Origin of the sequence: Microvirga puerhi, from assembly GCF_020089865.1 — a bacterium.
Lineage (GTDB): Bacteria > Pseudomonadota > Alphaproteobacteria > Rhizobiales > Beijerinckiaceae > Microvirga > Microvirga puerhi.
On sequence record NZ_JAIRBM010000009.1, the window covers coordinates 47,608 to 61,257 of the forward strand.

General features: G+C 63.3%; 10 protein-coding genes. 3 read left to right on the top strand and 7 right to left on the bottom strand.

Annotation, left to right across the window (positions count from 1 at the left end; all coding sequences use genetic code 11):
• Window positions 1–32 precede the first annotated feature (32 nt).
• From K9B37_RS13420 to K9B37_RS13430, 3 genes are all read right to left on the bottom strand, one after another.
• On the bottom strand, window positions 33–1,205 hold the full coding sequence (locus K9B37_RS13420; RefSeq protein WP_224313602.1) for a phosphoserine transaminase: 1,173 nt from the start codon (window positions 1,203–1,205) through the stop codon (window positions 33–35).
• Between the two features lie 175 nt (window positions 1,206–1,380).
• On the bottom strand, window positions 1,381–1,725 hold the full coding sequence (locus K9B37_RS13425; protein ID WP_224313603.1) for a hypothetical protein: 345 nt from the start codon (window positions 1,723–1,725) through the stop codon (window positions 1,381–1,383).
• A 38-nt stretch (window positions 1,726–1,763) separates the two neighbouring features.
• Window positions 1,764–2,105, bottom strand: a complete 342-nt coding sequence (locus K9B37_RS13430) for a hypothetical protein (protein ID WP_224313604.1) — start codon at window positions 2,103–2,105, stop codon at window positions 1,764–1,766.
• Between the two features lie 1,009 nt (window positions 2,106–3,114).
• Between K9B37_RS13430 and K9B37_RS13435 the strand changes: the two genes are divergently transcribed.
• Window positions 3,115–4,386, top strand: a complete 1,272-nt coding sequence (locus K9B37_RS13435; protein WP_224313605.1) for an efflux RND transporter periplasmic adaptor subunit — start codon at window positions 3,115–3,117, stop codon at window positions 4,384–4,386.
• Window positions 4,387–4,476: 90 nt separating this feature from the next.
• Window positions 4,477–7,632, top strand: coding sequence for an efflux RND transporter permease subunit (locus K9B37_RS13440; protein ID WP_224313606.1), 3,156 nt, complete (start codon window positions 4,477–4,479; stop codon window positions 7,630–7,632).
• Window positions 7,633–7,683: 51 nt separating this feature from the next.
• On the opposite strand, the gene K9B37_RS13445 is transcribed toward K9B37_RS13440, so the two are convergent.
• Window positions 7,684–8,457 (bottom strand): outer membrane protein, encoded by a 774-nt coding sequence (locus K9B37_RS13445; protein WP_224313607.1) that lies wholly within the window; start codon window positions 8,455–8,457, stop codon window positions 7,684–7,686.
• Window positions 8,458–8,594: 137 nt separating this feature from the next.
• Here K9B37_RS13445 and K9B37_RS13450 point away from each other — a divergent pair, with 137 nt between their 5' ends.
• Window positions 8,595–8,888: a DUF2218 domain-containing protein gene (locus K9B37_RS13450; RefSeq protein WP_224313608.1), complete on the top strand. Its 294-nt coding sequence runs from the start codon at window positions 8,595–8,597 to the stop codon at window positions 8,886–8,888.
• Window positions 8,889–8,954: 66 nt separating this feature from the next.
• Here K9B37_RS13450 and glmM read toward each other — a convergent pair whose 3' ends face one another.
• From glmM to tilS, 3 genes are all read right to left on the bottom strand, one after another.
• A complete protein-coding gene (gene glmM, locus K9B37_RS13455; protein WP_224313841.1) occupies window positions 8,955–10,331 on the bottom strand; it encodes a phosphoglucosamine mutase in 1,377 nt (458 codons plus the stop codon).
• Window positions 10,332–10,557: 226 nt separating this feature from the next.
• Window positions 10,558–12,477: an ATP-dependent zinc metalloprotease FtsH gene (ftsH, locus tag K9B37_RS13460; protein WP_224313609.1), complete on the bottom strand. Its 1,920-nt coding sequence runs from the start codon at window positions 12,475–12,477 to the stop codon at window positions 10,558–10,560.
• 143 nt (window positions 12,478–12,620) lie between these two features.
• Window positions 12,621–13,643 (bottom strand): tRNA lysidine(34) synthetase TilS, encoded by a 1,023-nt coding sequence (tilS, locus tag K9B37_RS13465; RefSeq protein ID WP_224313610.1) that lies wholly within the window; start codon window positions 13,641–13,643, stop codon window positions 12,621–12,623.
• Window positions 13,644–13,650: the final 7 nt, after the last annotated feature.

Here is a 13,650-nt window from a genome sequence, read left to right on the forward strand (position 1 = left end):
GCCCTCCCCGCAAGGGGGAGGGAACGGGAGCATCAAGCCGCTTTCGCGAGCTTCGCCTTTTCCTGCGCGAAGGCCCAATCGAGCCACGGCGTCAGGGCCTGAAGGTCGGAGGCTTCCACCGTCGCGCCGCACCAAATGCGAAGGCCGGAAGGCGCATCGCGATAGGCGCCGATGTCGAAGGCGACGCCTTCCTTGTCGAGGATTGCAGCGATGCCCTTGGCAACCTGGGCCACAGCCTCCGGTCCCTTCGCGACCACGTCCGGATCGGCAACGACGAGGCAGACGCTGGTGTTGGAGGCGGTGGCCAGATCCTTGGCGAGATTGGCGATCCAGGGCGTCCGGGCAGTCCAGTCGAGAATGACCTTCGCGTTGGCATCGGCCTTCGCAAGCAGACCTTTGAGGCCCCCGAGACCCTGCGCCCATTCGAGCGCGTCGATGTAATCCTCGACGCAGAGCATGGAGGGTGTGTTGATCGTCTCGCCCTCGAAGATGCCCTCGATGAGCTTGCCGCCCTTGGTCATGCGGAAGATCTTCGGCAATGGCCAAGCCGGCTTGTAGGTTTCGAGCCGCTCGACCGCGCGGGGCGAAAGAATGAGCATGCCGTGGGCCGCCTCGCCGCCGAGCACCTTCTGCCAGGAGAAGGTGACCACGTCGAGCTTGGCGAAATCGAGCTTCTGCGCGAAGGCCGCCGAGGTGGCGTCACAGATCGTCAGGCCCTCGCGGTCCGCCGCGATCCAGTCCGCGTTGGGGACGCGCACGCCGGAGGTGGTGCCATTCCAGGTGAAGACCACATCGCGGGTCTTGGTGTCCACTTTGGACAGATCGGGAAGCTCACCATAAGGCGTGGTGATGACGCGGGCATCATCAAGCTTGAGCTGCTTGACTACATCCGTGACCCAGCCCTCGCCGAAGCTTTCCCAGGCTAGCATGTCGACGGGCCGGGCGCCGAGCAGCGACCACAGGGCCATTTCGACCGCACCGGTGTCGGAGGCGGGAACGATACCGATGCGATAGTCGGCCGGAACCTCAAGGATCTCGCGAGTGAGATCGATGGCCCGCTTCAGGCGCGCCTTGCCAAGCTTGGCGCGATGCGAGCGGCCGAGGGCGTCGGTCTTCAGATTTTGGAGAGACCATCCGGGGCGCTTCGCGCAGGGGCCAGACGAGAAAAAAGGCGCGCGAGGACGCGCGGCAGGGAGATCTGTCATGTCATTCCATCCTTACAGATGGGCGCCTCTCGTTGGGGAGAGGTGTCCCGCCGACAGGTATGCGGGAGCAGCCCTTGCCAGTCAAGACAATTCAGCGACATCCCTCCGGACAATCATCCCAGTCTGTCGGCAATGATCGGGCGAGATATCACTTCCGACGCGTCTCGCACATTTCTCAAGCGGGAGGGAACCAAGCCCGCTCTCGGCGGGCGAACCACAGACCGCCTGGGTCTTCGTCCTTCGCGCCATTGGCAAGCCATTCACGCACCACATTCTCGATAATTTCATCCGGCTTCGAGCCATATTGCAGCTGAGCGATCCACTCATGCTCACCGTCCAGCCCGCCGCCTACGACCGGCACCGCACCGCGCGACAGAAGCTCGGCGATGCAGCGCCGGACATAATCGGTCAGAGCTTCCCCTTCGAGGCCGAAACCACGGCGGCCACCCGGCACGATCTGCCACATCCCGACGGCATCGATCGGCAATTCGTTGGCCACCATCTTAATCCATTCGCTCATGGGGTGGCCGTACCTGAGGTGTTTAGGTTCTTCCGTTGTCATTTCCATCGCGTCTCGCACATTCGAGGGAGCGCGAACCAGAGACCGCCGGGGTCTTCGTCCTTTGCGCCGTTGGCAAGCCACTCGCGCACCACATTCTCGATGATCTCATCCGGCTTCGAACCGTATTGCTTCTGCTCGATCCAGTAATATCCGGTACCGCCCCCGCCTATGACCGGCACCGCGCCGCGTGACAACAACTCGGCGATGCAGCGCCGGACATAATCGGTCAGAGCTTCCCCTTCGAGGCCGAAGCCGTGGCGCCCCCCGGGTACGATCTGCCACATCCCGACGGCGTCGACCGGAAGTTCGTTGGCCACCATCTTAATCCATTGGCTCATCGGGCGGCCGAAATGTTTGTGCCTAGGCTCTTTTGTCATTTCTGGTGTACCTTGTATCCGCTTCGAACGGTCGGATGGCCGTTCAGGATTACGTCGATCGTAATTCCGTGTTCTTCACTTCGCCGCACGCCGAAGACCGACCCATCAAATCGCCTGTACCAAAACCCCTCATATGCCGGTGGCGATGGAACAGTCTGCGAGCCAGGGACAAGCGCTTCGAGCAACGTATTGAATTCAGGGCTCGTGACTGTTCGCACATTATCTGCAGCACTCCTGTATCGCATCCCAACATGCTGCCCATTGGACATAAGGATTTCCTCCATCGGTCCCCGGACAGGCTCTGGCCTATTCAATTCTCTCAGCCGCGCTGCTGCTTGCGAGGCTGCGGATTCGTTCGCGAGAATCTCGCCCTCGACCCCTTCGTAGATGCTCGGCCTTGGGCGCCAGTTCGGCTCGTATCTCTGCACCTCCTGGACGAGCGCGCGAGCATGTGCCGCCGACACGTCGAGACGCACTTCCTGTGCTGGCGTCGTCTCGTAAGTCCGGCCACGGATGACGCGTGTCCCGCCACCTCCCGGGCGTGGACGTGTGGACACGCGCTCGATGCGGGCGGAACTTCCCCCATCCGTCCATCGCCCACCACCTGGATGACCCGCCGGGACGCGCGGCTGGGACGGATTGAAGCGTCTCAAGGCGAGTGAAACGCGTAAGAACCTTAGCTCCAGCTGGGCGACAGCGAGAGCATGACGGGCTCGCAATAACTCCCGCCTCTGCAGATATGAAAAAGACATCAAGCAATTCCGGCACTCCAAATATTCACGCATCGTTAGAACATAACATGAACATTGTCAAGCTTGCTCGGAACGGTGCAGGTAAGAGCAAAACTTTCGGAGGAGCGGCAGATTACGAAATCGTAATACAAAATCTGGTGTAGGCTGCGCTATGGTAGCATTGCTTGGCATATATTGTGCTAGGAACTCCGACATAAAAAAGGTTTCAAGGAGCGAGCATGCGTGTGTCCCGTCAGCTCGCCGTCATTGCCGTGCTGGGGGCAGCGGGGTATGGCGGCTGGTATGCCTATCAAGGCGGCCACCTCGCGAAGGCACCGGTCATAGGGGCTTATTTCGCGAAAGCAGAGGAACCCGCGGCCCGGTCCGGACGCGGAGGGCGCGGCGGCCCCTCCGGCCCACCCACGGTCGAGGTCAGCACGGTGAAGACCGGTCGGATCGTCGACAGCCGTGAATCCGTAGGCACCGTCCGTGCCTATGAATCGATCACCGTGACTGCCAAGGTAGCAGGCGTGATCGGCGAGATCGGCTTCGAAGAGGGTCAGAAGGTCAAGGCCGGCGACATGCTCGTGCAGCTCGACGCTGCCGAGCGCAAGGCCGAGATCGAGCAGACGACCGCGGAGGCCAGCCGCGCCGTTGCGCTTCGCAACGAGGTTCAGATCAAGCTGGAGCGTGCGCAGGCTCTCAACCGCACCGGTGCCGGCACCGGTGCCCAGGTGGATGACCTGACGGCCCAGGTGAAATCGCTCGAAGGCTCCATCGCTTCCGCCCAGGCTCAGCGCAAGGCCGCAGAGGCTCGGCTCGAGGATCTGACGATCCGGGCCCCCTTCGCGGGTCGCGTCGGCACCCGCTCGGTCTCGCTGGGCGCCTACATCTCTCCCGGAACCCGTATTACCTCGCTCGACGATCTCTCACGGGTGCGCCTCGACTTCGCAGTTCCGGAAAATCTTCTTGGGCGTCTCAATCCCGGTCAGGTGGTGAATGCCACTTCGCCCGCGTACAAGGGCCGCGTCTTCAAAGGCACGGTGTCCACCATCGACCCGCGCGTCGACCAGACGACCCGCACGGTGCGGCTCACGGCCGAGTTCGACAATCCGGACGAGGCGCTCAAGCCGGGCATGTTCCTCGCCGTCGCTCTCGAGGTCACGACCAAGGACGACGCGGTCATCGTACCAGAAGAGGCCGTCGTGAGCGAAGGCCTGCGCCAGCTCGTCTATCCGGTGAAGGACAACAAGATCGAGCGCCGGGTCATCACCATCGGACAGCGCCAGGGCGGCAACGTGGAGGTGCTCGATGGGCTCAAGGCCGGCGAGACCATCGTCGTCCTCGGCGTCCAGCGCGTGAGGCCGGGCATCGAAGTGATTGCGCGTCCTCTCGGATCGCCTCCTCCTGCCGCCGCGCAGCCGCCGGCTGCGACCAAGGAGCAGCCGTCCCGGAGTTCGCTCAATCTTCCGCCCGCCATCACAAGTGCCGCAGCCGCGGAGCGGAACTGATCATTTTCGTTGCCCTGTCCGCCCGCGTGCAGGTCGGGGCAACGCCTTTGTGCCCAAGCGGACCCGTTCCTCCTCGGACCACGTAGAACCATGCAGGTTTCAGACCTTTTCATCCGCCGTCCCGTTTTCGCCGTCGTGGTCAGTCTGCTGCTGGTCGTCGGCGGCCTCGCATCGCTGATCAACCTGCCCGTGCGGGAATATCCGAGCGTGGACCGGCCGGTCGTGTCCGTCTCGACGATCTATCGCGGCGCCTCGAACGAAGTTCTCGAAAGCCGCGTGACCGAGGTCATCGAAGGCGCCGTCGCCGGCATCGAGGGCATCCGTCAGATCAACTCGCAGAGCCAGAACGAGCGCTCCTCCGTGTCGATCGAATTCGACGTGGCACGCGATCCGGAAGGAGCAACCTCCGACGTCCGCGATGCCGTTTTCCGGATTGTCGGCCGCCTCCCCGATGGCGTCGACCAGCCGGTCATCCGCAAGGTGGACGACAATGCCTCCGCGATCATGTGGATCAGCGTCACATCGAACTCCCTCGACGCGCTCGAACTCAGTGACTTTCTGAAGCGGGTCTATGTCGATCGTCTGTCGACCGTTCCCGGCGTCGCCAACGTCTATCTCGCAGGCGAGCGGCGCTATGCCATGCGGCTGTGGGTCGACCGCGCCGCGCTGGCCGCGCGCAACCTGACGGTTCAGGATCTCGAGAGCGCCATCAAGAAGCAGAACGTGGAACTGCCGGGCGGACGCATCGAATCCCAGCAGCGCGAATTCACCGTCAAGACGGATTCCCGCCTCGCCTCCCCGCGCGACTTCGAGCAGGTCATCGTCTCCAACAAGAACGGCTACCTCGTCCGCCTCGGAGAGGTCGCCCGCGTCGAGGTCGGCGCGGAAGATACGCGCTTTGAGTTCTACGATTCCGGCAAGACCGCCGTCGGCATCGGCATCGTGCGCCAATCGACGGCAAACACCCTCTCCGTCGCCAACGACGTGCGGGCGGAACTGGTCAAGCTCAAGGACTCTCTCCCCCCCGGCACCTCGGCCGACGTGTCCTACGACGAGAGCCAGTTCATCAGCGCCTCGATCAACGGCGTGCTGCACACGCTGATCGAAGGCCTGTGCCTCGTCATCCTGGTGATCCTGCTGTTCCTGCGCGACTGGCGATCGACGATCGTCGCCATGGTGGCGATTCCTGTTTCGATCATCGCAGCCTTCATGGTGATGAGCTTCTTCAACGCATCCGTGAACGTGCTGACGCTGCTCGCCATCGTTCTGGCCATCGGCATCGTGGTGGACGATGCGATCGTCGAGATCGAGAACGTTCACCGCCGCATCGAGGAAGGCCAGCCGCCTCTGCTCGCCTCCTTCGATGGTGCGCGGGAGATCGGCTTTGCGGTGATCGCGACGACGGCAACTCTCATGGCCGTGTTCATTCCGCTGGCCTTCATGACCGGCAATACGGGCAAGTTGTTCCGTGAATTCGCCATCACGCTCGCAGCTGCGATCTTCTTCTCCGGTGTTGTCGCGCGTACGCTGACGCCGATGCTCTGCTCCAAGCTGATGGTGCCGGCACATGGCCGCATCCAGCTCATGACGGAGCCTTTCTTCACGGGCATGAACAACGTCTATCGGCGCATTCTATCGCGCGCCCTGAAGGCACCGCTCGTGATCCTCGCCATGGGCGTGGCCGTGTCCTTCTCGGCCTACGGCTTGTTCCAGATCGTTCCGAAGGAATTTTCGCCGACGGAAGATCGTGGCGCGATCATCGTTCAGGTCAGCGCACCGGAAGGTGCAAGCCTCGACTACACGCGCGAGCGTGTGAAAGAGGTCGAGAAGCAGATCCTGCCCTATCAGGAAAAAGGCATCGTCGCGTCGATCACCAGCCAGGTCGCGCCGGGCTTTGCGCGGCCGTCCCCCGTCAATTCCGGCATCATCATCGTGCGCCTCGTTCCATGGGACCAGCGCAGCATGAAGCAGCAGAGCCTGACGCAGGAGCTATTCGGCAAAGTCTCGAATTTCCCCGGCGCGCGCGCATTCCCGATCAATCCGGGCTCGCTCGGCCAGCGCGGTCTCTCGCAGCCGATCCAGTTCGTCCTCGGCGGACCGGACTACAACACCTTGCGCGACTGGCGCGATATCGTGATGCAGAAGGCGCAGGAGACCGGCAACTTCGTCAACATGGATTCCAACTACAAGGAATCCCAGCCGGATATCCGCGTGCAGATCGACCGCGCCCGCGCCGCCGATCTCGGCGTCTCCATTGAGGATATCGGTCGCACGCTCCAGTTGATGTTCGGCGAAACCGAGATCTCGACCTTCGTGAATCGCGGCGAGGAATATTCCGTCATCATGCGCGGCCGGCCCGAGGACCGGGCGACACCGAACGATCTGACGAATACGTTCATGCGGGCCGCCAACGGCGAACTCATCCCGATCTCGTCCTTCGTGACCCTGACGGAATCCGCTGCGCCGCAGACATTGAACCGCTTCGACCGTCTGCGCTCGATCACGATCCAGTCGACCTTGAGGCCGGGCGTCTCCATCGGCGAGGGCCTGAGCATTCTCGAGCAGATCGTGCACGACAACCTGCCGGCCGAGGCACGCATCGGCTATACGGGCCAGTCCAAGGACTTCAAGGAATCCTCCAACGCCATCTATGTCACGTTCGGCATGGCGCTGCTGGTGGTCTTCCTTGTCCTGGCCGCGCAGTTCGAAAGCTGGATCAACCCCTTCATCATCATGCTGACGGTGCCGCTCGCCGTAACCGGCGGCCTCGCGGCCCTCGCGCTGACCGGCCAGTCGCTCAACATCTACAGCCAGATCGGCATGATCCTTCTCATTGGCCTGATGACGAAGAACGGCATCCTGATCGTCGAGTTCTCGAACCAGCTTCGCGAGCGCGGCTACTCGGTGCGTGATGCAGTGATCGAGGCTTCCGTGCTGCGCTTGCGCCCCATCCTGATGACGTCGATCGCCATGATCGGCGGCGCAATCCCGCTCGCCTGGTCGTCCGGCGCCGGTGCCGAAGCGCGCAACGCCATCGGCTCGGTGATCGTCGGCGGCGTCACGCTCTCGACTCTTCTCACCGTGCTCGTGGTACCGTCGATCTACCTGCTCCTCGGCGGCTACACCAAGCCTGCGACCTATGTGAGCGAGCTGATCGAGAAGCTGCGCGAGCAGACCGGCATGCGCGCCCATGGCGAAGATCTGGGTCCGCGCAAGCATCACCCGCCCGCCCATCCGGCGGAGTAACCGTCAACCGTCCGATGCGATCCGTGTCGGACGGCTGAAATCCATCATGCTTCAATCGAAATAGTAGCGCGCGCCGATACGCAGTTCGTGCGTGCCTATGCTTCGGGCGCGGATCGGCGGCTCGTCGACATCCGCATAGCCGGTGCGGGCCCAGCCGAGATGGGTATAGCGATAGGCGAGATCGAGCTTCAGTTGTGCCGTCAGGTCGATGGCGACGCCGCCCGTGAGCGCCCAGGCCAGGGCCGTCTGCGTCTTCGAAGGCAGCGCCACCGGCGCAATCACGTCGGCAAAGCTGCGCGTGGCGTCATCGAAGCGGTTGCGCGTGACGCCGATGCCCGCACCCAGATAGGGCGTGACGCCACTCCACAGCGGCAGATCGATATAGGTGTTGAGGAGGACAGTCGTTGCCTCGAAATCCGCTCGGTCGAAAGCGAGCCCCGAACCGACACCGAAGCGGCTTCCTTTGTAAGTGCCGCCGAACCGGCGGTCGATGGTCAGATCGGTTCGAAGAAATGACGCCCAATGATAGCCGATGCCGCCACCGAAGCTTCCCTCTCGATCGAACCGTGCCTTAGTGAGAGGCGGCGTCATGGCAGTTCCCAGGTCGCGTCCATGGCGCAGCACCGGCTCGTCGATACCGATGTCACCTCGCAGATACCAGCCTGAGCCGGTCGGCTCGTCGGAATCATCGAGCACCGGCGCCGGCGGCAGGTCGGCAGCGCGAGCGGGAACAGCAGCAATGCCGACGACTAGGCTTCCTGCCAGAACAATGACTTTTCGACGCAATCCGACGCTCCGCACACGCTCCTCCAGCCCGTGGCGCATGCCGCGGCTTCTGAGGAGCGCAACTCTAAAGCGGAGTGGTTAAGTGGCTCTTAACCATAATTTTTCACCGGGCTATAACGCTCACGATGAGCCGTCGCAGGGGTTCTCATGCGGCGGTCGAATGTAGGAGAAACAGCGTGATCACATCCAAATCAAGCGTTTCGACGGCGAATGCGAGCCGCTATCTGCAGCAGCTCAGCAAGCATTGGTCACACAAGTTCGATGTGAACTATACCGCGACGAACAGCACCATTCCGTTCTCCGAAGACAGAACGGCCGAATTGGTCGCCGAGGACGACCGTCTCTGGATCACTCTGACCGTGCCGGATGAAGAAAGCCGGGTCCGGATGCAGAAGGTGATCGAGGATCACCTGAATCGCTTCGCCTTCAAGGAAACGCTCGCTTACGACTGGACAGCTCAGCCGGCGTGATGCCCGAAAAACAAAAGCCCTCCCCCGCTAGGGAGAGGGCAAGACGAATGATCGCAGATGGAGACTTTACGCTGCGCCTTTGATCGACGTATCGGCGAGCGTTTGCGATGCCACCCGTGAAACCGCATCGACGACATCGTCGACGACGCGGGTGATCAGGTCGCTGTCGTCACCTTCCGCCATGACGCGGATGACAGGCTCGGTGCCTGACGGGCGGATGACGAGACGGCCATTCGTCCCCAGGCGCTCGCGGCCGGCCTCGATGGCCCTCACCACCGACTCTGCTTGGAGAGGCTGGCCCGCCTTGTAGCGCACGTTCTTGAGGATCTGCGGCAGGGGCTCGAAGCAGTGGCAGACTTCCGAGACGGGCCTGTCGAGGCGCTTGACCACCGCGAGCAGCTGGAGCGCCGCGATGAGACCGTCACCTGTGGTGGTGTAGTCCGACATGATGATATGGCCGGACTGCTCGCCACCAAGATTGAAGCCGTGCGCCCGCATGTGTTCGAGCACGTAGCGATCGCCGACCGCGGTGCGGACGAGGCTGAGACCAAGGCCGTCGAGATAGCGCTCGAGGCCGAGATTGGACATGATCGTGGCGACGATGCCGCCCTGCGACAGCCGCCCATCCTCCTGCCAGGACCGCGCCACCACGCCCATGAGCTGGTCGCCGTCGACCTTCTGACCTTTCTCGTCGACGATCAGCACGCGGTCCGCATCGCCGTCGAGGGCGATGCCCACATCCGCGCGCAGCTCACGCACCTTGTTGACCAGAGCGTCGGGCGCCGTCGAGCCGACCTCGTGGTTGATGTTGAAGCCGTTGGGCTCAACGCCGATGGACATCACCTCGGCTCCCAGCTCCCACAGGGCCTCCGGAGCGACCTTGTAGCCGGCTCCGTTGGCGCAATCGATGACCACCCGCATGCCCTCGAGATCGAGCTGGCGCGGCAGGGTCCGCTTGGCGAATTCGATATAGCGCGCATCCGCGCTCTCGATGCGCTTGGCGCGACCCAGGAGAGACGAGCCGGCTAGCCGAGTGGAGAGATCGGATTCCAGCAGAATCTCGATCTCACGCTCGACGTCGTCGTTGAGCTTGAATCCGTCCGGGCCGAACAGCTTGATGCCATTGTCCTCGTAAGGATTGTGCGAGGCGGAGATCATGACGCCGAGATCGCAGCGCATGGAGCGGGTCAGCATGGCCACGGCCGGGGTCGGCATGGGGCCGAGGAGCAGCACGTCCATGCCCACGGAGGTGAAGCCAGCCACCAGAGCGTTCTCGATCATGTAGCCTGAGAGGCGCGTATCCTTGCCGATGATGACCCGGTGACGGTAGTCGCCACGCTGGAACATGAGACCGGCCGCCTGCCCGACCTTCAGGGCAAGGTCCGGTGTAATGATGCCGTTGGCGCGACCGCGGATGCCGTCAGTTCCAAAGTATTTGCGCACGTACTGGTTCTCCGCCTTCTGTCGCGCCGATACGCGCTTTGGTTTTCTCAAAGCAACCTCCCTGAATCGGGTCAAGGCTTTCGCGCGAAAACGGCCATCACAAGTGATAAGCAATTGTTACAATGCAGGGGACCGACAATCCTCACGACGACTTAAATCTATTGAATTCACAAAAAAACGCCCGCTCAAGGCGGGCGTCTTCAGTCTTTCGGGGTGCTTCGAAAAATCAGGCCTGGGGCTGCGGCTCCATTCCGCCGCCGCTCTCCTTGGGCCGGCCGCGTCCGGCCGTCGGAACGGCGGAGCCCCGGCTCGACGACATGGTGTCGCCGGTGTCACGGATCGGAGGCTGGCCGTCGAGGAGATTGTGGATCTCGTCGCCGGTCAGGGTCTCGTATTCGAGCAGGCCCTTGGCGAGGGTTTCGAGATCGTGCGCCTTCTCCGTAAGGATGCGGCGAGCATCCTCGAGGCCGGCTTCGACGAGACGGCGCACTTCGGAGTCGATCTTCTGGGCGGTGGCTTCCGACACGTTCTGCTGCCGGCCCATCTGCATGCCGAGGAAGACCTCGTCCTGGTTCTCGCCATAGGCGACGGTGCCGAGTTCGGGCGAGAAGCCCCACTTGGTCACCATCATCTTGGCGAGGCGGGTCGCCTGCTCGATGTCGGACTGGGCACCTGAAGTCACCTTCTCCTTGCCGAAGATCATCTCTTCGGCAATGCGCCCGCCCATCATGATGGCAAGCCGCGAGGTCATCTGCTCGAAGGTCATCGAGAGCTTGTCGCGCTCCGGCAGCTGCATGACCATGCCCAGGGCCCGGCCACGCGGAATGATCGTGGCCTTGTGCACGGGGTCGGTCGCCGGGACGTTCAGGGCGACGATGGCGTGGCCCGCCTCGTGATAGGCGGTCAGGCGCTTCTCGTCGTCGGTCATGACCAGGGTGCGACGCTCCGCGCCCATCATAACCTTGTCCTTGGCGTCCTCGAACTCATGCATCGTGACGATGCGCTTGCCGCGGCGGGCCGCCAGCAGGGCTGCCTCGTTGACCAGGTTCATCAAATCGGCGCCGGAGAAGCCGGGCGTACCGCGGGCGATAACCTTCAGGTCCACATCGGGAGCGAGCGGGACCTTGCGCACATGGACGCGCAGGATCTTCTCGCGGCCGGTGACGTCCGGGTTCGGAACCACGATCTGCCGGTCGAAGCGGCCGGGACGCAGGAGCGCCGGATCGAGAACGTCGGGACGGTTGGTCGCCGCGATGATGATGATGCCCTCGTTGGCCTCGAAGCCGTCCATCTCCACCAGAAGCTGGTTGAGGGTCTGCTCGCGCTCGTCGTTACCGCCGCCGAGACCGGCACCACGGTGACGGCCGACCGCGTCGATCTCGTCGATGAAGATGATGCAGGGCGCATTCTTCTTCGCCTGATCGAACATGTCGCGGACACGAGAGGCGCCGACGCCCACGAACATTTCGACGAAGTCCGAGCCGGAAATCGTGAAGAAGGGCACGTTCGCCTCGCCTGCCACAGCACGGGCGGTCAGAGTCTTACCGGTACCGGGAGGGCCGACCAGAAGCACGCCGCGCGGAATACGGCCGCCGAGGCGCTGGAACTTCTGTGGATCGCGGAGGAATTCTACGATCTCCTGCAGATCCTCCTTGGCCTCGTCGACGCCGGCGACGTCGTCGAAGGTGACGCGCCCGTGGGCCTCGGTCAGGAGCTTGGCCTTGGACTTGCCGAAGCCCATGGCGCGGCCCGCCCCGTTCTGCATCTGGCGTGACAGGAACACCCAGGCGCCGATGAACAGCGCAATCGGCAGGATGTTCATGAGAACAGCGATGAACCACGGGGTGGAGTCGGATTGCGGCCGGGCCGTGATCTGCACGCCCTTCTGCTGCAGCTTGGACACCAGGCTCGGGTCGTTCGGCGCATAGGTCGTGAAGGTACGGCCGTCCGTATAGGTGCCGCTGATCTCCGGACCGGAAATCACCACGTTCGAGATGCGGCCGGAATCGGCATCGCTGAGGAGCTGGCTATAGGCAATATCGCCGCTGCCGCCACGATGGCCCGGGCTCTGGAACAGCGTCACAAGGGCCAGCACCAGAAGGAAAATGACGACCCACAAGGCGAAGTTGCGGAAATTTGAATTCATCGTATCAGTTTTTCTGCCCCAGAGGGAGACGAGCGCGGGGAACGCCCCGCGCGGCTAAACTCAATGTAGGCGTGCCTTTGTTCCTTGCCAAGGGAATGCGGCGCCCATGCGGCATCTTCGGTTGCCTTTGATGACGGATTTGGCTAACGGCCGCGCTTGCGCGGCGGTTCCGGAGCGATCATCAGCCCGCCGCGGTGATCGAGGCGGATCACGGCACTTGCCACGGTCACCTTGAGCCCTCCCCCCTTCCTCGCAGCTTCCCGAACGCGGTGCGCGCAGTCCTCAAGGCGACCGAGCCGGCTCACTTCCAGGTCAATCCCGGCCTCGCGAAGCGCCAGGATGAGCATCCGTAGGGCAATCTCGAACGGCTCTTCCGCAAAGGGCGCGGCATCAAGGCGCAATGCTGCATCCCGTACCGGCCTCGCCCGCGTCAATGCCTCTCTCGCCTTGATGTCCAGAGCTTCCTCGGTCTGCCGGGCGCGGCGGGCAAGACTGGCCAGCCGCTCCGCTGTGAGGCCCTCGGCGGCCAGCGCCGGCATGAGCCGACGCCATCGCACGCGGGCGAAGCGCTCGTCCGCGTTGGAGGGGTCCCGAACGAAGGCCCATCGCTCCTGGGCACAGAGATCAAGCAGCATGCGCTTCGGAACGTCCAATAAGGGACGGACGAGCCGGAGCCCATCCAGATCACGCTCCATCCGCATGCCGCCGAGCCCGGCAATCCCGGAGCCGCGAGACAGGCGCATCAGGACGGTCTCGGCCTGATCGTCCAGCGTGTGGGCGGTGACGAGATGGGTGGCTCCTTCCCGGCGTGCAAGATCAACCAGTAGATCGTAGCGGGCACTGCGTGCCGCCTCCTGCAAGCCGGTCGCCGGTTTAGGGCCGGTCCAGGGGAGAGTGCGATGTGAAAGGGTCAAGGTGGTGGCCTCGCTGGCCACGAAGGCAGCCTCCTGGGAAGCCTCGGGCCGGAGCCCGTGATCGACCGTAGCCACGACGACGAGCGGGCGGCACCCGCCCTGGCGCCACGATGCCAGGAGATGCATCAGCGCCATGGAATCCGGCCCGCCGGACACGGCGGCGAGGATCTTTCGGGCGGTCGTCAGGGAGGCAAAAAGGTCTTCCAGCCGTTCGCTGGACAGAAGGTCGGTCGCTGGAGCGGGGCGGGACACAGAGGAT